This window comes from Dendronalium phyllosphericum CENA369 (genome assembly GCF_016056275.1).
GTDB classification, from domain to species: Bacteria; Cyanobacteriota; Cyanobacteriia; order Cyanobacteriales; family Nostocaceae; genus Dendronalium; species Dendronalium phyllosphericum.
This window is the reverse complement of sequence record NZ_JAECZA010000004.1, coordinates 90314-111067: the sequence shown is the minus strand read 5'-3', so window position 1 is coordinate 111067 and position 20754 is coordinate 90314. Positions and strand designations below refer to the sequence as shown.

The window sequence follows — 20754 nt, the reverse complement described above, 5'->3', positions numbered from 1 at the left end:
ATAAATTAGAGTAGAATATCCCCCTGACTTCTTTAGTAAGGGGGCTATTTTATTACTACTTAGGTAAGAAGTATTAAATGTTTTAATTTGAAAAAATAATCTTATTAAGTATCAATATAGTAATTATTGCTTAGGTGTAATATGGCAAATTTAATTGAATTTAAGTTGTTTGCTCCTCGCAATCAAGCAGCTACTTTAATTGGGTCTTTTTCTGATTGGAAAGAGATACCAATGCAAAAAGGCGAGGATGGTTATTTCAGAACAGAAATTCAATTAGAAGACGGCAGTTATCAATATAAATTTCGGATTCAAACCAAAAGTCTAAATTTTGCACTTGATGAATGGGTAGATGTTATCGACCCCTACGCAACAGATGTTAATGAAGAGGAAAAACACAGTATATTAAGAATTAAAGATGGGCAGCGCATTGTTGATACTTACGTTTGGCAAAATGACGACAAACCATTGCCAAATAATCATGAATTAGTCATATATGAAATGCACGTTGCTGATTTTACAGGCGATGAGGTTGACCTAGAAACAAGAGGTAAATATAAAGGAGTAATTGAAAAGTTAGATTATCTGAGCAAACTGGGAATTAATGCAATTGAGTTAATGCCAGTCAACGAGTACCCTGGTAACTATAGCTGGGGCTATAAAGTCCGGCACTTTTTTGCTACAGAATCTAGTTACGGTTCTACAGAAGATTTAAAGCATTTAATTGATGAATGTCATAGTAGAGGCATTCGCGTTTTTATCGATGGAATTTATAACCATACAGATGAAGAATGCCCGTTAATGCTGATTGACCGAAATTATTGGTACTACGAAAACAAGCATTATCCTGAAGACCCAGATAATTACTGGGGGCCAGAATTTAACTATAATAATTATGACGATAAATTAGATGTTAAGCCGGCATGGAAATACATCGGTGATGTGGTGCAATATTGGATTAAAGAGTATCACATTGATGGGATTCGCTTTGATGCTGTGCGTCAGTTGGCTAACTTTGAATTTCTAGACTGGCTGGCTAAACAAGGGCAAATTCATGCTGGACCTAAACCGTTTTACAATATTGCCGAACATATTCCCGATACCAACGCTGTAGTACAACCAGACGGGCCTTTGGATGGTTGTTGGCATGAAAGTTTTCGCTACTTTATGATTCCTCATATTACTGGGGAAAAATTTGAATTAGAAAGGCTAAAGGAAGTTTTAGACCCCAGAAAGCAAGGTTATGCGACTGCGATTAATACGATTAATTATCTGGCAACCCACGATCGCCAACGTCTGTTGCGAGAATTAGGCGATCGCGGTATTTTTGACAAATCTGCATTTGCACGAGCTAAATTAGCAGCCGTTCTTTTAATTACAGCAATAGGTATACCGATGCTGTGGATGGGAGAAGAGTTTGGCGAATACCAAGCTAAAAGTAAAAGCGTTACTCAGCCACAGCCAATTTCTTGGTCTTTGTTGGCAAACGACCAAAATCGCGACCTATTCGAGTACTATAAAAAACTCATTGCTTTACGCCGACAAACTCCAGCTCTCCAAAATGGCAATATTGAGTTTTTCCACGAAAATGCAGACGCTAAATTACTAGCATTCCATCGATGTTATGAATGGGGTTCTAGCGTTGTCGTCGTGGCAAATTTCTCTGACCAAAATCTAAATAAATACCATATTCCTAACTTCCCAACTGCTAATTCTTGGCAAGATTGGTTTACTAAGGATGAGGTAAAGCTCAAAGAAGATGGTATAGTTACCGACTTGCCAGCCCTTACAGCAAAAATACTCATTTCCCAGTAGTTAAATTTAAGCAGCAAATAGAAGTCACAAAGTCACTGTAATTTCCCCTCTGCTCTCCTGCTCCTCTGCTGCCTAAAAGTATTAACCTTAACGTAAAACGTTATAACTCCTAGCTTCTGACTCCTAACCCCTGTCTTTTGTCAATCCCCCATCCACCTCCTGGGCTGCTGTGATATTATGAGAGACTGCTGCATACATTTAGAAAAACTAGAAATTTAATCGATCATGGCTCTGACGCAACAGCGCAAACAAGAAATAATTTCCAACTACCAGGTTCATGAAACCGACACTGGTTCTGCCGACGTTCAAATTGCTATGTTGACCGAGCGGATTAACCGCCTTAGTTTACATCTGCAAGCAAATAAAAAAGACCATTCTTCCCGCAGAGGATTGTTAAAGCTGATTGGTCAGCGTAAGCGTCTTCTAGCCTATATTCAACAAGACAGCCGGGAAAAATATCAAGCCTTGATTGGTCGCCTCGGTATTCGTGGATAGGAACTAGCGCTTATGTCTGCTGAAGAATCTGAGCGAGTTAGCGGATCTCCTGCTTCCGAGTCTCGGTTGCCCTTTGAACCGAAAACAAAGCGTCAAAAACCTGCTAAAGCGGCGAGTAAACCGCAAACACAGGCAAAACAGCCTGAAAAACCCAGCAAACAGCCGCCCTTTAACAAAGAAGAGATGGCTATTCCCCAAGTGGTTAGCCAGCGTATGATCCGGCGCGTAGCTGGATTTTGTGGGATACCCACAGCTTTGGGTATTATTACCCTCGTAGTCAGCTATCTGCTGACCATCTACTCTGACATCAAACTGGCTCCCATCGCTGTGTTACTAGTGAATATGGGATTTTTTGGTTTAGGAGTATTGGGGATAACCTATGGCGTTCTGTCAGCCTCTTGGGATGAAGAAAGACCTGGAAGCTTGCTAGGCTTGGGTGATTTTCGCACCAATTGGGGACGGATGAGCGCAGTTTGGCGCGAAACTCGGCAAAAGTAACGATGCTCGGCGCTTAGATATCAGAATAATTGCGGTTTTGGAATGTTGAAGTTTAGATTTCATAACTTCAACATTGCTACGTAAAAATTTATAGTACTTCAATAACTATGATCGTAGTCATGAAAAGTGGTTCCCCGGAAGCGGAAATCAACCGCATTAGCGAGGAACTAATGGGCTGGGGGCTGACACCAGAAAAAATTATTGGTCAACACAAAGTTGTAATCGGTCTAGTAGGTGAAACTGCCGCCTTAGACCCGTTACAAATTCAAGAAATCAGCCCTTGGATTGAGCAAGTATTGCGGGTAGAACTGCCTTACAAACGAGCTAGCCGCCAGTACCGTCATGGTGAAGCTTCTGAAGTAGTAGTTGGTACTCCTGATGGCCCAGTTGTGTTTGGAGAACACCACCCCTTGGTAGTCGTTGCTGGCCCCTGCTCGGTCGAAAATGAAGAAATGATTGTAGAAACGGCCCAGCGTGTCAAGGCAGCAGGAGCCAAGTTTTTACGCGGTGGAGCATACAAGCCCAGAACTTCACCTTACGCCTTCCAAGGACACGGCGAGAGTGCTTTGGAATTGTTAGCGAAAGCCCGCCAAGTCAGCGGATTGGGCATTATTACAGAAGTGATGGATGCCGCCGAACTAGATAAAATCGCCGAAGTTGCTGATGTGGTTCAGGTGGGTGCAAGGAATATGCAGAACTTCTCCTTGCTCAAAAAAGTCGGCGCACAGCCAAAACCAGTTCTATTAAAGCGGGGAATGGCAGCAACAATAGAAGATTGGTTAATGGCAGCCGAGTATATTTTGGCAGCGGGAAATCCGAATGTGATTTTATGCGAACGGGGTATCCGCACCTTTGACCGCCAATATACAAGAAATACGCTGGATTTATCAGTAGTACCAGTTTTACGCAAGCTAACTCACTTACCGATTATGATTGATCCCAGCCACGGTACTGGCTGGTCTGAATTCGTTCCTTCTATGGCAATGGCAGCGATCGCAGCTGGATCTGATTCGTTGATGATTGAGGTTCACCCCAACCCTCCCAAAGCTTTATCTGACGGTCCTCAATCGCTGACACCAGACCGTTTCGACAACTTAATGCAAGAATTAGCAGTAATTGGTAAAGCAGTAGGACGCTGGCAGCAACCAGCAGTAGCATTAGCACAAAAATAAATAGTGCTGAGTATCATTACAAGTGCTGAGTGCTGAGTGCTGAGTGCTGAGGCTACTCTATTTTGCGGGAACCCTCTTCTCCTGCAAAGACGCTAATGCGAACGAAGGAAGGAGAACAGCAAGAAGATAAAATTACTGACTCCTGACTTTTGACTTCTGCTTAATTTTCTACCACAAGTGAGAGTTGCAAATCAGCAAGTATTTGCAACGATCGCTCCTGAAGGTATAAAAAAGTAATTCATGCAAATTCAAACACCAGACTGGGTTAAGCACGCTGTTTTCTACCAAATTTTTCCAGATCGCTTTGCCAGAAGTAAACAGCCGCGCAAACGACTGTTGCACGAGGCTCGTTGGGAAGATTGGGAAGCTATGCCAACACTCCAAGGTTACAAAGGCGGAGACTTATGGGGGATCTTGGAAGAATTAGACTATATCCAGGGTTTGGGGATTAACGCTATTTACTTCACACCCATCTTTCAATCAGCTAGCAATCACCGCTATCACACCCACGATTATTATCAAGTCGATCCATTGCTAGGGGGTAACGAGGCTTTCAAAGAATTGCTAGATGCCGCTCATCAACGGAATATTAAAGTTGTTCTAGATGGAGTATTTAACCATTCCAGTCGGGGATTTTTCTTCTTCCACGACGTTTTAGAAAATGGCCCTCATTCTCCTTGGGTAAATTGGTTTAAAATCGAAGGCTGGCCCTTATCACCCTATAATGGCGAGTTTCCGGCAAACTATGTAGGTTGGGCTGACAATCGCGCCTTGCCAGCGTTTAACCACGATAACCCAGAAGTGCGGGAATATATCATGGAAATTGCCGAATATTGGATTAAATTCGGCATCGATGGCTGGCGGTTAGATGTGCCCTTTGAAATTAAAACTCCTGGTTTTTGGCAAGAATTCCGCGATCGCGTCAAAGCCATCAATCCCGACGCTTATATTGTGGGCGAAGTTTGGGGAGATTCGCGTGAGTGGCTAGATGGCACTCAATTTGATGGTGTAATGAATTATTTATTTGCCGGGCCGACAATTGCTTTTGCAGCAGGCGATCGCGTCGTGCTAGAACAAGTGCAAAGCCGAGATTATCAACCTTACCCTCCCTTATTTGCTGCTGAATACGCTGCCAAAATTCAGGAACTACTGCAACTTTATCCCTGGGAAATTCAGCTAACGCAACTCAATTTGTTAGCAAGTCATGACACAGCGAGATTAATTACCATCGCTGGTGGTGATAAAGCTAGTGTAGAATTAGCGACTTTATTGGTATTGACATTTCCCGGCGCTCCTAGTATTTACTATGGAGATGAAGTTGGTTTACCTGGGGCGATCGATCCAGACTCACGTCGTGGCTTTCCTTTAGAAGCTAGCTGGAATAAAGAAATTCTTGATAGTCATCGCCAATTAATTGCCCTCCGTCATACTTATCCAGCATTGCGTACAGGAGATTATCAAGTTATTTACGCTCAAGGTGCGCTGTACGTCTTTGCGCGGACTTTAGGTACAGAGGAATTGATTATTGCCGTTAATGCTGGTACAGCATCGACAAAAGCTAATTTCGATGTTAAAAGTTTGCGTACTCAACCCAACAAGCTGTTGTACGGAACTGCCGAAGTCGAGTGGAATAGTGAAGCAGAGACTCAGCAGCTTTCCTTAACACTTAGCGAACGTTCCGCCTGCATCCTTGGTTTAGGTTAATGGGGACTGGGGATTAGGAAAGAATTTAATTCATTAAAGGAGTTTTTCTCCTTCCCAATACCCAATCCCCAGTACCCAATTCCCTATTTTCCAGCCACCATTGCTGGCATCAACACTGCATCAATTGCGTGAATCACCCCATTATCGGCGAGAATATCGGTTTTGAGGACGTTGGCATCATTCACTTTAATCACGCCATTAGTAGACTCGATCGCAACAACTGAACCTTCCAGCGTCTCTGCTTCTTCAATCTGTACCAAGTCATCAGACCTAATATCACCAAATGCAACGTGATACATCAATATCTTTTTTAGTTTAGGGATGTCTTGCAGTAGAGAATCTAAAGTTTCTTTTGGTAATTGAGCAAAAGCCTCGTCAGTAGGTGCAAAGACTGTAAGAAAATCAGGACTTTTGAGAGTTTCTAAGAGGTTTGCAGCTTTAATAGCCTTTACCAGCGTGTTGAAATTTCCGGCGTTGACAGCAGTTTCTACAATATCAGCCATAAGGTCAGGTTAATTTATTAACTTACGGTTACAAAACACTTATAAAATGACGAAAAGCCCTCAGCCTCTATCAAGAGAGAGGTTAGCAATAATTCTTGACACAGCAGCAGACTTATAAGTGCTGCTAAACTGATGAATGACCCCAAGAAAGGATGAAGGTTGAAGTAAAAAGAATCTCATGGGATACATGCTGATGCGCCTGTTAGGTCTACTTCATACTTGATACTTCATCTCTTCTGATGACCCTAAAAACCACTGAATATGCTAAAGCGTTCAAAGTTCGAGACAACTCAATCTCAAATTATGCATCGTGCTGAAGATTTGATTGGTGCAGCTTCAAATCGCTACCGCATTACAGTTCAAGTGGCAAATCGTGCCAAGCGTCGGCGTTACGAAGATTTTGATAGTCCCGCGGAAGATGTGATGATGAAGCCAGTACTGAGGGCAATTATCGAAATGTCTGACGAATTGACTCAGCCAGAAATTATTGGCGAAATTTAAAACAGTGCTGAGTTGAAAGTGCTGGGTGTTGAGTACGAAAGTATTTGCATTAGACTTTCACCTCAGAATTTTCCCTATATGAAAAAGAAAAAACTTCTTTCTAAATCAATCCGCCAATTTATTCTCAGTTTCAACTCAGCACTCATCATCTTAATGGTGGTGAGTATAATTGTTTTGGCTTCAAGAGTGGGTATAACACCAAGCAATTTACTTGGTATAGAACCTGCTATGGCTCAGAGAATAAGTCCTGGCGATGTTTGGCAAAAAGTTTATCAACAATTGCCTGACCTCCCAAAAGAAAACAAATACATCAGCAAAGAGACGGGGAAAGTTGCTGAGAACAATACCTTGGCAAGTCGTTTAATTCGTTATCACATTTATGTAAAAGAACGTGCCCCAAATTATCGCCTAGATTGGAAATTAACCTTAGCCGATTACTTGGGTGCGAATGAGATTATGTATGAAACCAACTATCCAGGTAACGATACATTACGGCAAAATCCTCTAGAAAGTGATCGCAAAGCTATTGCCAATCTCACCCGTCGTCAAAGAAATACCCTGGTGCAAGTTTTAACCAATATTTTTAATCAAAATTATCAAAATACCCCAACCCCCACCTCAAACACCACACCTAGTCCTAGTAACTCCACGATTCCAAAGCAGCCCCAACAAGGTGGCGCTCAACTGTTGAGGTAATAAAATTAAGAATATATAGCAATTGAACCAAAGGTTAGGACAGTATTGATTGCTAGAAACTAGGTAAGCATTGGGTTTATACTCAGCGAGAAGTTGCGATAGCGCAGCGTTAGCGAGTCATCGAGCGTCGGAGGGTTTCCCTCCGGGCAAACTTCGGTGACTCAGAACTCAGCACTCAGCACTTTGCTAGAAGTCGATCGCTCCTGATTTTTAAGGCAAAAGTCAGAAGCGCTGAGTGAGAAATTTTCCCCTACTTCCCCTACTCCTAACTCTTAATGGAACGTTTAGTTAAAAGCGGATCTGGTTGGCGTATTGGCTGGAATCCCAATGCAGTTGAATTTAAAGGCTTAGTCGGTACTGATAATTGGGCAATTGAGTTAACAGAAGCCGAATTAGATGATTTTTGTCGGTTACTGGCACAGTTAGCAGACACCATGAAGCAACTCACAGAAGAATTGATGGACGAAGAGAAAATCGCCTGTGAAGCTGAAAGCGATTTATTATGGATGGAAGTAGAAGGTTATCCCCATGAATACAATCTGCACTTTATCCTCAATAAAGGACGGTGTGTAGAAGGTCAATGGTATGCTTCTGCTGTACCGGGTTTATTGCAAGCTAGTGGGATGCTCAAAGTTTTTTAAATCTGCCTCTTGATTATCCCAATGTTTTGTAATATGATAGAAATTCTGACCGGGGCGTAGCGCAGCTTGGTAGCGCGCCACTTTGGGGTAGTGGAGGTCGTGGGTTCGAATCCCGCCGCTCCGATTCTACAAAAGACCCTAACTGCTAATCTTTTAATGAGATTGGCAGATTTTTTGCAGTGAAATTTCAACGGCATTAGCGATCGCTTAATCATACGCTGCATTGTTTCAATCCCTAATAGGGAGTAAGTGAAATTTCAACCATCTTCAAAACTACAATCAGATTGTTTGTTTACTGTTTCAATCCCTAATAGGGAGTAAGTGAAATTTCAACGTGGTTCCTCGCTGTCGTCCCAGAAGATGCACGTTTCAATCCCTAATAGGGAGTAAGTGAAATTTCAACATAGGTCCATCAGAGGGATACGCAAGAGTAGAAATAGTTTCAATCCCTAATAGGGAGTAAGTGAAATTTCAACGTCTCTATTGGTCACATTGAAGTAAATGCCCTTCTCGTTTCAATCCCTAATAGGGAGTAAGTGAAATTTCAACCACTCCAAACAACATGCGATTGCCTACCATCTTTGCAGTTTCAATCCCTAATAGGGAGTAAGTGAAATTTCAACTTACAATCAGTAAATACAGATGCAAAAAAGGTAGGTTTCAATCCCTAATAGGGAGTAAGTGAAATTTCAACCTTTCAAAATTTCTTCGAGCATTATCTTGTAAAGAGTTTCAATCCCTAATAGGGAGTAAGTGAAATTTCAACGATGGTTGGAAGTACCACCAGGTGAATTATTTAAAGTTTCAATCCCTAATAGGGAGTAAGTGAAATTTCAACATTCTTTAAAGCTGCTGCTGGTTCTTTCACTGCTGTTAAAGTTTCAATCCCTAATAGGGAGTAAGTGAAATTTCAACTGTCCACGTGGACAGGTGGAAGTCCAACTTGAGGGTTTCAATCCCTAATAGGGAGTAAGTGAAATTTCAACATGTCTAATCCGCGACAGGTTTTTGAAATCGCCGTTTCAATCCCTAATAGGGAGTAAGTGAAATTTCAACCAGGCTTTTCAATCCGTTGCAGCTGCCGATTGAATAGTTTCAATCCCTAATAGGGAGTAAGTGAAATTTCAACGGATGAACGCTGCGTATGAAAGTTTCCCTTGGGGTGTTTCAATCCCTAATAGGGAGTAAGTGAAATTTCAACTACTTATGATAAAGCTTTGCAGTTGATTGCTGGTTTCAATCCCTAATAGGGAGTAAGTGAAATTTCAACTGCGGTCGCCTGGAATACAATCTATATTGGATTTTCAAGGTTCTGTTGCGCGAATGATGTAATAGTAGCATAAAAAATTGTTACCCAGTAATCAGCAAATAGCTAAAACCCTTTCTAGATAAGGTGCGCGGCAACTAAAAGATATATTTTGTTCGCAAGCCTGATGTTAAAAGGGTTTCAAGCTCATTTACCAAAATTTGATTTCAAACAGCTACCCATCCGCGCCTGTACGAATTACGAATTGGTATAACTTGCATAGCTAGGGTGGGCAAGAAGCCGACACCACTATAGTTTCATTTAATTAGATTATGCAATTTAGATATTTTTCAGCTTATTACTTTTCTGCCTGCAACAGCCAAAAGCCACTGTAAGTCATTCCTGAATCATCAGGCTGTACCAACAGAAAATGTAACCCTTGACTTTGTTGCTTGCGTTGTTCGTAAACTTTAGCTGCGGCTACAACTTCTGCATCTTCAAAAGTTGCGACAATCCACCTGTCTACCAAACCAGCTTCTAGTACCAAGCCATCGGGCGTACCAGCTAGATAATTTAGCGCTACGGGACTTGCTTGTTCTAACCATCTTGCTAAACGTAGCGATCGCCTGCCACCATAAATTACTACACCAGGTATAGGAAGTGTTGATGCCAAGCCCAGATTGATGGGTTTAAGAAATTCTGGCACGGACAAAACGGGAATTAAACGTTCCGCAAACACATCTACGAGTTCACCAGCCGCAAGTGTAGCAAAGCGCCATTCTTCCCCCCACAAATTCTCTGGTAATGGTGCGGGTGGTGGTTTATCCAGCGCTAAGGGATATTGCTTTTCTTGCAACCATTGTTTTAATGCCAAAGTGCGGCGGGTAGGTTCGACATTAATATTTAAATTGCGCCCAGCCGCCTGAATTAAACTCAAAGATTGAGGACGAAATACTTGAATCAAATCTGGCAATTGTTCGCCAGCTGCTAGCTGAATTTGCTCTGCAACCCAATTTGAATTCGCTGCTGACTGGGGACAGGTAGCTGTATACTCAAAGTTACGAGTTGCGTCACAAATTAACAACTCCCATAAAACTTGTCCAGATGTATCTTGTAGCGGACTTCGATAAAAATCGGCTTGCCATATACGCATATTAATTAATAATTTAAAGGCGATCGCACTCCTATTTTTCTTTCTGCAACTGCTGCACAAACGCTGCATGTTCTGGTGACTTCAACCCAGCTTGCACCACCTCTAACACTCGCACCATCTGATTATTTAATAGTTCCTCCACTGCCAACCATAAACCCGGAAATACCTGAGAGCGAATAATTCCATCTGCATCGGGAGATAGCAATCGATAGTCGCCATCGGTTAGGCAAAACCATTCAATTTGATTCTCGTAGGATTGCCAAATTACGTACTCTAACACCCCATTGCGGCGATAAACTTGTTTTTTAGTGCCTCTATCAATCGCCACACTACTCGCGGCAATTTCAACAATTAATTCGGGAGAGCCTTCAATGTAACCATCGCTGCTCAAACGGGTTTGTCCGCCTGCGTTCGGCTCAATAAACAGCACTGCATCTGGCTGTGGTTCGTTATCTAAATCTAGTCTGACTGTCGGTTCAACGCTCAAATCAACACCGGGAGTCAGTGATTGGTAGACTCCTAACCAAGTTATAACTCGACTGTGGGGTTTGCCATGCTGTTCGTGTCTTGAGGGAGATGCCACGTAAACGATTCCTTCAATCAGTTCTGCTTTCCTGATATGGGTTGCAGCCGCATAACGCCGTTCAAATTCAGGGCGAGTGAGGCGATCGCCACTTTCAAGCGGAGGCAGATGTCTTTGAGACGAATCGGATTGTATTTGGGGCGAGTATCTAACCATTTGCCAATCCTTGGAGTTGCCGGATAATTCTGACTTTAGCAAACCTCTAGTAGTCTGCCAAAGTCTTTTTGACAGACGGGAAAAGGTTAAAGGGGAAAGGGAAAATAACAAACCTTTCCCCCTTTTCCCGACTTTTGCAAGAAGTCTATTAAAAAAAGGGGTAGATAACCCACCCCTTTATCTAACCAGGAAACTGAAAATGCTCTATAGCAGAACCTTAGCTAAAATTGGTTCTACACGCGTAGCAATTTCCGGGACGTAGACTTGTGAAACGTAGTCAGCAATCATCCTGTCTGTGTTGAATAACGGTGCATTGGTCTTAATTGATGCTTTCATCATCTGCACCCAGCGATGGGGAATGCCTTGAGCATCTTGGTCGTAGTACAGGGGAACAATTTCCTCTTCTAATAGCTGATAAAGCGATCGCGAATCAATGCGGTCTTGTAATTCTTGGTCGCTGGTATGAGCATCTTCGCCAATTGCCCAGCCGTTAATTCCTTTACCATCTGAGCCAGCTTTGTAGCCTTCACACCACCAGCCATCAAGGACGCTGCAATTAATACCACCGTTAAAGCAGACTTTTTGTCCGCTCGTACCAGATGCTTCTAGAGGACGACGGGGATTATTCAACCAGACATCCACACCTTGCACGAGTTTTTGTCCGGTGTAAATATCGTAATCTTCAATAAAGGCAACTCGGTTGAGAATTCCGGAATTTTGACACCATTCCATTAAGCGCTGGATAATTCGCTTGCCTTCTTCATCGGCTGGGTGAGCTTTACCTGCAAAGATAATTTGTACTGGACGTTTAGCATCATCAAAAATCTTCAATGCCCTTTGAGCATCCCGCAAAATCAGATCGCCACGTTTGTAAGGGCTAAAGCGTCTGGCAAATCCAATTGTTAATACATTCGAGTCGAGGAGGCTGTCACTGGCTTGAATGAGTTTGTAATCTTCTCCGCGCTGTTCCCGTGCTTTCTTGACTTTGTAGCGAGTATAGGCTATTAGTCTTTCTTTGAGGATGAGATGCCGCGACCACAGTTCCTCGTCGGGAATCTCGTCAACTTTCGCCCACATCTGGGGATCGACAGCACGAGTTTTCCAGTCTTCTCCCAAATACTGATTGTATAGGTCAGCCAATAAAGGAGCAGTCCAAGTGGGTGCATGAACGCCATTGGTAATGTAACCAATTGGTACTTTATCTTCAGACCTTTGTGGATAGAGAACTGTCCACATTTTACGGGAAACTTGACCGTGCAATTCACTCACGCCATTACAAGCACGACACATCCGCAAGGCTAAAACAGTCATACCGAATGGTTCCCAAGGATCGCCTAGTCGCCTAGCGCCCAATGCTAAAAATTGCTCGCGGGAAAGTCGCAATTGCGGCCAGTACTGGGCAAAGTACGAATCGATTAAATCGGGAGAAAATACATCGTGACCGGCGGGAACGGGTGTATGGGTCGTGAATACGCAACTGTTCCGGACTTTGGCTTCAATGTCGTAGAAAGATTTGCCTGTACGCTCGATTTCGAGTCTGGCAATTTCTAAAGTGCAGAAGGCGGCGTGTCCTTCGTTGAGGTGATAGACGGAAGGTTGAATTCCCAAGGCTTCTAATGCCCGGACACCGCCAATTCCTAAGACAACTTCTTGGGCGATGCGAGTTTCTAAGTTACCGCCGTACAAATGTCCAGTTAGCCAGCGGTCGATGGGATCGTTATCTTCGCGATCGCTATCTAGTAAATATAAACTCACCCGCCCTACTTGCACTCGCCAAATCTGCACTTTCACTTGGCGCTGGCGAATTTCTAACTTAATGGTCAGCGGTTCCCCTTGTTCATTTTTAATTAACTCTATGGGCATCCGGAGAAAGGGATTATCCAAGTAGTAATCTTCTTGCCAACCGTGGCGGTTTAAGCGTTGCCGAAAATAACCTTGGCGATACAACAAGCCGACACCAACCATCGGTACGCCCAAATCCGATGATGATTTTAGGTGATCCCCGGCGAGAATGCCTAAGCCGCCAGAGTATACGGGTAGAGATTCATGGATGCCAAATTCCGCACAAAAGTAAGCTATGGGGCGGTCTGGGGAAACTTGCGGTGCAACGCGACTCACCCAAGTATCTTGCTGTGCCATGTAAGTATCAAACTCCCGCGCTAGGGCGGAAATTTGCTTGAGATAAAAAGGATCTTCTGCTAACTGAGTCAGACGTTCGTAACTTGCCGCCTCTAAAATTGCCACTGGGTTATGCCCGCACCGTTCCCATTCTTGGGGATCGATAGTTTGGAATAGCGCTATGCGATCGCTAGTCCAACACCACCAATAGTTATAAGCTAAATCTGCTAATCGCTTGAGCGGAAAAGGTAACTTTTCACTCAAGCGAAGCGCTGCTGTGATTGCACTTCTGCTAGTCATATAATTCTCCGCTCTTTGTTAATTTTTCAAATGCTAGGTACTAGGGACTGGCGACTGGGGATTGGGAACTGGGATGAATAGCATACATCTTTTTTTTCCCAATCACTAATCCCCAATACCCAATCCTTTCATTTCTCCTTCAGGCTAATTGCGACCGAGTCTTCATTACTGAATCCTCCCCTGAAGTTAGAAACAGTTTATAGACATCAAACTTTGTCCAAAATTAATGGTTGTTATGATTTCTGCCTTTAGAGATTATCCCTATTTTTTTGATATTTATCATATTTTTTTCAATCAATTTATTTGACCTTCTTTTAAATTATTTATTTTATTGTTAATATTTATTTAGAAATTTATAAAAACTTACTAAATATACATTTTTAGTTGAAACAACAATCAAAGATCATCAATAATTGTTGCTGTATATCAATATTTTTTATCCAGCGGTAAGGGCAATTATAGCAGGAGTCAGAAGGCAGGGGTAAAACATTACTATTCCTAACATCTACGCTTTCAAGATGTCCTAACCTTTAATTTGTTTGCTATATATTTTTATTCTTGATAAAATTAATGCCTCTTATTGAAGAAGAATTCAGAAGTCAAAAGAAAGAATTCAGCAATCTTTTATTGGGGGATTAAGACCCGCCACTAATTGAAGAGAATAGAGAAAAAAAGGGGATGGGAAACTGAGAAGATAGGGAGATAAGAGTAATTTCTGTATTATCTTTTTCTCCTTTGTCCCTCCACCCTCGTACTCTTCCTCATTTAACGTTAATTTTGCTGTTCTACGCCATTCACAACTGGCCTAACTTCGCCATTAGAAAATGGATTAGTACCACCAGTCCAGTTAAAGTCACTAATCCGAATGCTAAAGCCACCTAATTCCAACACTGGATTATAACGCAGGGTAATTCCATAGGTGCGGCGACTATATTCTAAAATGTAGTCAGTACTACTTTCTTCTCCTGTATCTAAATTCACTGATGTTTGAAAGCCTAAGCGAAATGGCCCGTAAATTTGTTGGGAAATGCCAGCACTTAGGACTCTATTATCAACAGAGCGGTCGAACAAAAAGGGTGATAATCCGCTGTTTAAGCCTTGAGAATAAGTAATATTAAAAGCGGTGTAGTCTAAATAAGGACGAGAGAAGTTACCAATTTGCCCTACTAAGCCAATTGTGCCAGTTAAAGTGCTTTGATTGTCTCCATTGCTGTAGTAGCTACTAGTAGCCGTCACCCCAGCGATCGCTTGCAAATAAGGAACTACAGGATTGGCTGTGTATCGTAATCCCTGTGTGGGAGTGGGTGGTAATGGTTTCCCTTGCCACAGTAAAAAGCCTTTACTGACAGAAGCGCTGGCTTGTAAGCGACCTAGTGAAATGCGATCGTTGTCTCGAATCGGTTTTAGCAAGTCTTGGCGGTCGGTGTTGGCGTTGATGTATTGAGCGCCTGCTTGATAGGTGAGATTAACACCACTCTTACCCAAAGGAATCACTGGCGAAAGCAGCACACCGCCGAGACTACTCTGAACGGTTTGATAACCGAGAGTACCGTTATAAAGGCGATCGCGGTAGCTATATTCTAAATTCAGAATATGGGGATTGGGTTTGCCTAATAACTGGCGTAATCGCAAACTCGCTCGCAGATTATCTTCTATCTCGCCCAAGTCAAGACTAGTTAAATCACCAGAACCTTGAAGTGTAGTCCGCGGGCCGAAAACAGCATTCACCCTCGACTTCAAACCAAATACTGATGCAACATCATCTACGCCTCCTTGTACGGCTTTTTGTACGAAAAACTGGGGCGTGATGGAAAAGCTTGCCTGTTCGGTATTTAAAGGTGTGAAGTTCCGTTCGATATATAAACCACCCCGGCGATCGCCATCATAACCAGGGGACACTATTGTAGGTGTAACTTCCCGCTCCCGACGGTCAATGGTTCGTTGATCTATAGGAATTGGCAGACTGAGTTTTTGGTCAAATACTAAACGCTGGCGCTGTGTTTTAATTCGGTCTATCAAGGGAGCTTCGCGCGTCACAGTTACTTTATCAGCCCGTAACTCTAGTTCTGGGGGTGAAAACGGGTCATTCGTGAGCCGCACATCCCTGGCTTGCCAGCCTCGTGGATAAAAATCAATGTGTTTAGCTTCAAACCGTACCCGCCTGACTACACCACCTGTTTTCTGGGCTGGGACGTTGCTAGCGTCTCGGCCACCACCCAAGGCAATGTCAATTCCTCCCGGACTGCTTACGCCAGCAGTGGGTTGGTTGGCTCTGATGCGATCGCTTGGCGGTCGCTGTGGTACTCCACCAGCGCTCACATCGGTGGAGTTAAAAGCGAAGTCTGTTGATACTGAGGGTATGTAAATCTCCCCTCTGCCATTTTCTAGTTCGCCGCTGTCTTGGACAAAGTTATAAGTAAAGCGTTGTCCTCGCAAAATCTGATCGCCGCGTGTCAATGCCACATTGCCTTCACCAACGGCAATCAAATTATCTAAATTTACTTGCAAGCGATCGGCATCGACTACTGCCCCATCAAATCGCACTACTACATTACCTTCTGCGGTGACAATGCGCCTTTGTTCGTCATACTCCTGCCTATCTGATGTCACTTCTACAATTCTCTGTGTTGGTGGCGTATTAGCAGGTGCAGGCTTTTGGGGAGTAGTAGTAGGTGGTTGGGTTGGCTTTGGTGACTGAAATTCTATAGTAGTGGGTGTTGAAGCTTCGCTTGTGAGGCTGCGAGACTTAAACTCTATAATATTTTTTACTGGCTGAGAACTTGCTGGATTGGGTGCGCGATCGACAGCAGAAACAGAGAGATTATTTTCTTGTGAAGATTGTTGTGCAGTCGGATTGAGTGGTTGTATTTGTTGGGTTAATTCTTCAGCTAAGACTTGCGTTTTCGCTGGCTTGAAGTTGCGATCGCTTGCGATGTTAGGAACAACAGCGCTATTTGAACTAGTGACATCACCGAAATTAGCAACTTTAACCTGCTGCATAGGATAACCAACAACTTGAGGCGAACCCAAATTTACAGCACTCCTAGAGGCGGCAAGAGGAGAAAATTCTGGTGGGAAAGTTTCCGGTTTATTGGGTGCTGCTAGTTTAGCAGTTAGGGAATTATACTGAGCGGTATCGTTAGAAATTACTGGTTGAGAATTTCCCACAATACCTGTATTTGGGATTGTTGGCGCTTCCCGTTTTTGCTTGGAGTCTCTATTTTCTTGGATACCGGGATTAGCTTGGGCGAGCGCTGGAAACTGGAGTTCGCTAGCAGATGTAGTGTAATTTACAGGTTGTATCGGTTCGAGGATAGGAGGCAGTGTAGGCGGTGGAACTGAATGAAGCATATTTGGAAACAATCAAGCTAGCAAATAGCCAATTGACAGCCGGAAGGATGAATTACACTTTTAGCCTTCCGACTTTTGCTTTTTGCTTACATGCAGCAAGCCGCCCGGAAGAAGACACTGCGTTGCCGAAAAAACTCTCATTCGCAAGTTTTAGAGCAACAACGAGCTTTGGAGAATTCCCTTCCGAACAATGTACGGGAGATTTCTCCGTTATAGCAACTGCCGTCTCGTTCAAACAAGTGTCTTTAACGTCTTGTGTTTCCCGCCTGCCGGCAGTCGCGGATAATTTATCGGGATTCTACTCTAAATCCCGACGACCGGGGTTACGAGCTGGGTCATTCGACAAAAATCCGAAGACGAAGATAGTCACGAAGAAAGCAACAACAATATAAACAACGATTTTTAAAGTCACCATAGAAATAGCTCCAAGGGTTTTGAGAAAAGGCTCTCTCAGTATCTGCCACGCAGAAAAGATAGCTCCTTTATCTTACCCAAATCTCGTCCCTTTTTCAGATGACACTGGTAGTAGTACAGAACCGTTACTCTTGAGACGTTTACCAACAGCGTAAGTTTCCAGTTCCAGCGAGAAAGAAGTAAAGGGACAGAGGGGATGGGGAGTGAAAGATGACTATACATGAACCGCTCTTATTTCCCATACTCTTTTTCCCCCTATCTCCTCTGCTCCCTATGCCCCTATCCTCTTCTTGATTTCTAACTCAAGCACTCATTATCAGTCAGAAGATGCTACCAAATCTTTGGCTATTCGGCTTTTGATTACCCGCGCAGGGATACCTACAGCAACAGAGAAGGCAGGAATATTTTTATTGACAACTGCTCCTGCACCAATCACACTACCCTTACCAATAGTGACACCATCTAATACTGTTACCCCATGTCCTAACCAACAGTCATCTTCAATCACAATTCCCTGACGAATAACTTCTTGATGTTTGATTAGCTTTTTTGGATCTGCAAAATTGTGATGATTGGCGTATATCCCTGAATGGGCTGCTATCATACAGTGCTTACCAATTTTGATATGTCCAGGGCCTGCAATAGAGACATCAGGGCCGATGAAGGTTTCTTCTCCAATATGTATACACGTATCTTCTAAGCAGCCAATATTCACATTGCGTTCGATCGCTACTCGATCTTCGAGATATATTATGTTATTTTCGTGTCCTTTAGCATCGATACGCACACCTTTAAAAATATATACACCTTTACCAATTGCTATACAGTTAGTCCCAATAAATTCCACACCATTTTGAATATAAACTTCGCTACCCATCCGAGCAAAAATCCTACTATATATCAGATTTCGTAACTTTGGCCCGAAAGCGATCGTGGGAATATCTCCTAAACAAGTGGTTACGAATAATTCTTGCAAACGCTGCCATTTTGAAGAAAATTGCACGTTATTCATGGCTAAATATCTCTCAACTAAATTCTTGGTTACAGTATTAAATGTTTGTTTGGGTTGTATCCTGTCTTCTGGTAGTCGCAGTTATTCTGATTCTTTATTTATGAATTTGATTTGTAGTGATACACAAATTTCCCCAACTTTTTAGGCGATTTCCCTATTGCTTGGGAAAACAAAAGTCTGGATTTGAATATATCAGCAAATCTCGAACTGCATCTGCATCTGATATGCCTGAAGAAACGATCAAAATCCTATGGCAGTATGTCTATATCAAAGCAAGCCAAAATGTTGCTGTTCTGCCAGACTGAATTTCCCAGCGACTAGTCAGTGAGTTGCAGCGTTTTATTTCAGACTATTAAATTGTAAAATTGGGTACTTTTGACAGAGTAATTGTAGTTTTTATAGCATATTTGAATAGCTAGACAATTAACTGTTAATACAGTTATTGGCTTTCAAACTGCTTCCTGTCAAGATGTTTTTATTTTTGCACAACCCAATTTAACAAGATTTATTCAATACAACTACATTTGTATTGGGCTATATCGAACATGACAAATTATTCTGCCCACGTATGAAAATGTAATTATTGAACTTATATTAATATGCTTACCCAAGCAAATCTAATGTTAGGGTGGAGTATCCCCAACTTCAGCCATCACATTAAAGTTCACCATCGGTGCAAACAAATAAGCACTTCCCCGACTGCGATGACGACTTTCTTGCAACGAATTTCTAGAGTATGCTGCTCTAATCATGTTGCACACCGATGAATTAACAGATCGACAAAATCATAATTACAGTTTAATGAAAAGTTTATAATCATGATTGCCTATCAAGATTAACACATTTTATTTTTAGTGGCTCGCTCTTAAGAAGTAAATTTACTTCTAGCTACTAATTCATAATGACTTGGATAAAATCTTTAATAAACATTTTTATACCAAATGAAAAGAGTTAGTGTTGGATAAATAACATAAATATTTATGCAAGCGATCGCTTTTTTAATAGTTTTCTTTTTAATTAACCGTATCTTGTTATACAAATTAGTCCAATAATTGCGACAAACCTAAAATAGCATTACTCGTTTGCTTATTAACCTTCCCAAGGAGAACATATTATAGACAATTGAAAACTGTCGTCCTTTTAATGTACTTGGACAAAATTTATTAAACACAAATAAAGAAAAAAGCAGTATTGAAGCTTTCCCAATAATAAATAAAATATTAAGATTACAACAAAAAAATAATTACTCTTCCCTTCAGTACATATAATTAATTTTGCTTAATCAATTCTAAAACTCCATCACACTCAAAGTCATATCTGCGGTACTTTTGACATCTGGAATAACTAAAAAAGTAAAAGAGTCTTCTTTCCCATTACATATCTTCCAAAACTTGTAAATCACCCGATCGGGCGATCCAAATGGGTGATGCGTACTAGGTATCAGTCATTATACATTTTGAAGACAATCTAGATACACTTTAGGTCTACAACACTATATACGAAAGACCAAACTTCCAAACGGAAGTATTACTATTAACTCACACACTTGGTTCAAATTATGCTTTTAATTCAAGAAATTGTCCAACAAGCTTTAAGCACCGGTTTTTTGAGTGTTGCAGATCAAAACCGAATACAAGTGCTACTTCAAAAAAGTTATGACTCAGACGACCTAGATGCCTTCATTATTTTGCAGCGAGCTATTAGCGCTGGCGATGTCAAACAAGAGGCACGCCCCCGAAAATCTTCCCTTTCTCATACTAAAGAAGCTGCATCTAATATTAAACTTGCTTATCAAATAGCAGCAGAAATTGCCTTTGCCGCCGCAGTTGCTTTGACTATGCCAAAAAATAGTCAGGATAGCCCTTCTTTGGGTACATAGAAAAATGCACAACGTATAGAAGTGCTCTACACAGATTACCGCAGGTTAGGGTTGAGTTAGGCTTTGTGTTTGCTTTCAGGGGTTCTTAAAGGATGTAATAACATACGTCTTGTTCCCAGCTATTGTGGTGCTTACGCTGTCGCTTAGGCCTTTGAGAAATTGGATATTTTGGAAATTGTAATTAGCTCAATAACAAACTTTTTCTCAAAAGACTAGAAATTGGTTCAATTTCCATAGTCGGGAAGGTTTACTAAATTTTATTTGTAAGAAATTACCTATAAAAATGTCCGCGATCGCGGACATTAATGAGGCTTTCTGTCACTTTAATCGTCTACAATCATGTTATACATGATATTTTTATTTTTCATCTTAATCAGTGATAATTCAAGGTTAATAAAATAGATACTTAGACATAAATTAGAGAATTTTATCTTTTATTTTCCACATTTCAAAGCTGATTACACTTGGATAAAATCCGAAATTATTTCACTACATAAATAGAAATGAGATTGGGCTAGTA

17 protein-coding genes, 1 tRNA gene and 1 CRISPR repeat array are annotated in these 20754 nt (G+C 41.9%); of the genes, 10 read left to right on the top strand and 8 right to left on the bottom strand.

The features are described from left to right. The first annotated feature begins 141 nt into the window (after positions 1-141). From I8752_RS02250 to I8752_RS02230, 5 genes are all read left to right on the top strand, one after another. Positions 142-1812, top strand: a complete 1671-nt coding sequence (locus I8752_RS02250; RefSeq protein ID WP_214430700.1) for an alpha-amylase family glycosyl hydrolase — start codon at positions 142-144, stop codon at positions 1810-1812. Between the two features lie 225 nt (positions 1813-2037). Beyond that, positions 2038-2307 carry a 30S ribosomal protein S15 gene (rpsO, locus tag I8752_RS02245; protein ID WP_214430699.1) on the top strand — a complete coding sequence of 90 codons (270 nt, stop codon included), beginning with the start codon at positions 2038-2040 and terminating at the stop codon, positions 2305-2307. A 12-nt stretch (positions 2308-2319) separates the two neighbouring features. Then, positions 2320-2805, top strand: coding sequence for a PAM68 family protein (locus I8752_RS02240; protein ID WP_214430698.1), 486 nt, complete (start codon positions 2320-2322; stop codon positions 2803-2805). Between the two features lie 107 nt (positions 2806-2912). Further along, positions 2913-3977 carry a 3-deoxy-7-phosphoheptulonate synthase gene (gene aroF / locus I8752_RS02235; RefSeq protein WP_214430697.1) on the top strand — a complete coding sequence of 355 codons (1065 nt, stop codon included), beginning with the start codon at positions 2913-2915 and terminating at the stop codon, positions 3975-3977. Between the two features lie 240 nt (positions 3978-4217). Continuing rightward, entirely contained in the window at positions 4218-5681 is a 1464-nt protein-coding gene (locus I8752_RS02230; RefSeq protein ID WP_214430696.1) for a glycoside hydrolase family 13 protein, read from the top strand. Positions 5682-5764: 83 nt separating this feature from the next. On the opposite strand, the gene I8752_RS02225 is transcribed toward I8752_RS02230, so the two are convergent. Next, positions 5765-6184 carry a fasciclin domain-containing protein gene (locus I8752_RS02225; protein ID WP_214430695.1) on the bottom strand — a complete coding sequence of 140 codons (420 nt, stop codon included), beginning with the start codon at positions 6182-6184 and terminating at the stop codon, positions 5765-5767. A gap of 261 nt (positions 6185-6445) precedes the next feature. On the opposite strand from I8752_RS02225, the gene I8752_RS02220 reads away from it, so the two are divergent. The 4 genes from I8752_RS02220 to I8752_RS02205 all read left to right on the top strand — a co-directional run bounded on the left by I8752_RS02220 (position 6446) and on the right by I8752_RS02205 (position 8146). Further along, the gene (locus tag I8752_RS02220) at positions 6446-6685 is read left to right on the top strand and encodes a DNA-directed RNA polymerase subunit omega (protein WP_214430694.1); all 240 of its coding nucleotides are present in this window, start codon (positions 6446-6448) and stop codon (positions 6683-6685) included. Positions 6686-6763: 78 nt separating this feature from the next. Next, entirely contained in the window at positions 6764-7381 is a 618-nt protein-coding gene (locus I8752_RS02215; protein WP_214430693.1) for a hypothetical protein, read from the top strand. A 275-nt stretch (positions 7382-7656) separates the two neighbouring features. Continuing rightward, positions 7657-8022: a DUF1818 family protein gene (locus I8752_RS02210; RefSeq protein WP_214430692.1), complete on the top strand. Its 366-nt coding sequence runs from the start codon at positions 7657-7659 to the stop codon at positions 8020-8022. 50 nt (positions 8023-8072) lie between these two features. Continuing rightward, positions 8073-8146 (top strand) — tRNA-Pro (locus tag I8752_RS02205). A gap of 101 nt (positions 8147-8247) precedes the next feature. Continuing rightward, a CRISPR array of direct repeats spans positions 8248-9292; the repeat unit is 37 nt; unit sequence GTTTCAATCCCTAATAGGGAGTAAGTGAAATTTCAAC. Positions 9293-9626: 334 nt separating this feature from the next. On the opposite strand, the gene I8752_RS02200 is transcribed toward I8752_RS02205, so the two are convergent. From I8752_RS02200 to I8752_RS37910, 7 genes are all read right to left on the bottom strand, one after another. Next, positions 9627-10421 carry a Tab2/Atab2 family RNA-binding protein gene (locus I8752_RS02200; protein WP_214430691.1) on the bottom strand — a complete coding sequence of 265 codons (795 nt, stop codon included), beginning with the start codon at positions 10419-10421 and terminating at the stop codon, positions 9627-9629. Between the two features lie 31 nt (positions 10422-10452). Continuing rightward, positions 10453-11160, bottom strand: coding sequence for a Uma2 family endonuclease (locus tag I8752_RS02195; RefSeq protein WP_214430690.1), 708 nt, complete (start codon positions 11158-11160; stop codon positions 10453-10455). A 204-nt stretch (positions 11161-11364) separates the two neighbouring features. Continuing rightward, positions 11365-13578 (bottom strand): alpha-glucan family phosphorylase, encoded by a 2214-nt coding sequence (gene glgP, locus I8752_RS02190; RefSeq protein WP_214430689.1) that lies wholly within the window; start codon positions 13576-13578, stop codon positions 11365-11367. Between the two features lie 771 nt (positions 13579-14349). Further along, on the bottom strand, positions 14350-16929 hold the full coding sequence (locus I8752_RS02185; protein WP_214430688.1) for a DUF3769 domain-containing protein: 2580 nt from the start codon (positions 16927-16929) through the stop codon (positions 14350-14352). A 298-nt stretch (positions 16930-17227) separates the two neighbouring features. Beyond that, complete coding sequence (locus I8752_RS02180; protein WP_206263044.1) at positions 17228-17344, bottom strand: photosystem II reaction center protein I; 117 nt, start codon at positions 17342-17344, stop codon at positions 17228-17230. 315 nt (positions 17345-17659) lie between these two features. After that, entirely contained in the window at positions 17660-18355 is a 696-nt protein-coding gene (locus tag I8752_RS02175) for an acyltransferase (RefSeq protein ID WP_214430687.1), read from the bottom strand. A 623-nt stretch (positions 18356-18978) separates the two neighbouring features. Next, positions 18979-19107: a hypothetical protein gene (locus tag I8752_RS37910; protein WP_263985278.1), complete on the bottom strand. Its 129-nt coding sequence runs from the start codon at positions 19105-19107 to the stop codon at positions 18979-18981. An 806-nt stretch (positions 19108-19913) separates the two neighbouring features. Between I8752_RS37910 and I8752_RS02170 the strand changes: the two genes are divergently transcribed. Further along, positions 19914-20234, top strand: coding sequence for a hypothetical protein (locus I8752_RS02170; RefSeq protein WP_214430686.1), 321 nt, complete (start codon positions 19914-19916; stop codon positions 20232-20234). The last annotated feature ends 520 nt before the right edge of the window (positions 20235-20754 follow it).

Coding starts and splice junctions, on each gene's coding strand:
- I8752_RS02195 (WP_214430690.1), bottom strand. CDS start 11,160: ATGGTTAGATACTCGCCCCAAATACAATCCGATTCGTCTCAAAGACAT.
- I8752_RS02225 (WP_214430695.1), bottom strand. CDS start 6,184: ATGGCTGATATTGTAGAAACTGCTGTCAACGCCGGAAATTTCAACACG.
- glgP (WP_214430689.1), bottom strand. CDS start 13,578: ATGACTAGCAGAAGTGCAATCACAGCAGCGCTTCGCTTGAGTGAAAAG.
- I8752_RS02180 (WP_206263044.1), bottom strand. CDS start 17,344: ATGGTGACTTTAAAAATCGTTGTTTATATTGTTGTTGCTTTCTTCGTG.
- I8752_RS37910 (WP_263985278.1), bottom strand. CDS start 19,107: ATGATTAGAGCAGCATACTCTAGAAATTCGTTGCAAGAAAGTCGTCAT.
- I8752_RS02175 (WP_214430687.1), bottom strand. CDS start 18,355: ATGAATAACGTGCAATTTTCTTCAAAATGGCAGCGTTTGCAAGAATTA.
- I8752_RS02250 (WP_214430700.1), top strand. CDS start 142: ATGGCAAATTTAATTGAATTTAAGTTGTTTGCTCCTCGCAATCAAGCA.
- I8752_RS02215 (WP_214430693.1), top strand. CDS start 6,764: ATGAAAAAGAAAAAACTTCTTTCTAAATCAATCCGCCAATTTATTCTC.
- I8752_RS02240 (WP_214430698.1), top strand. CDS start 2,320: ATGTCTGCTGAAGAATCTGAGCGAGTTAGCGGATCTCCTGCTTCCGAG.
- I8752_RS02210 (WP_214430692.1), top strand. CDS start 7,657: ATGGAACGTTTAGTTAAAAGCGGATCTGGTTGGCGTATTGGCTGGAAT.
- rpsO (WP_214430699.1), top strand. CDS start 2,038: ATGGCTCTGACGCAACAGCGCAAACAAGAAATAATTTCCAACTACCAG.
- I8752_RS02200 (WP_214430691.1), bottom strand. CDS start 10,421: ATGCGTATATGGCAAGCCGATTTTTATCGAAGTCCGCTACAAGATACA.
- I8752_RS02185 (WP_214430688.1), bottom strand. CDS start 16,929: ATGCTTCATTCAGTTCCACCGCCTACACTGCCTCCTATCCTCGAACCG.
- I8752_RS02170 (WP_214430686.1), top strand. CDS start 19,914: ATGCTTTTAATTCAAGAAATTGTCCAACAAGCTTTAAGCACCGGTTTT.
- aroF (WP_214430697.1), top strand. CDS start 2,913: ATGATCGTAGTCATGAAAAGTGGTTCCCCGGAAGCGGAAATCAACCGC.
- I8752_RS02230 (WP_214430696.1), top strand. CDS start 4,218: ATGCAAATTCAAACACCAGACTGGGTTAAGCACGCTGTTTTCTACCAA.
- I8752_RS02220 (WP_214430694.1), top strand. CDS start 6,446: ATGCTAAAGCGTTCAAAGTTCGAGACAACTCAATCTCAAATTATGCAT.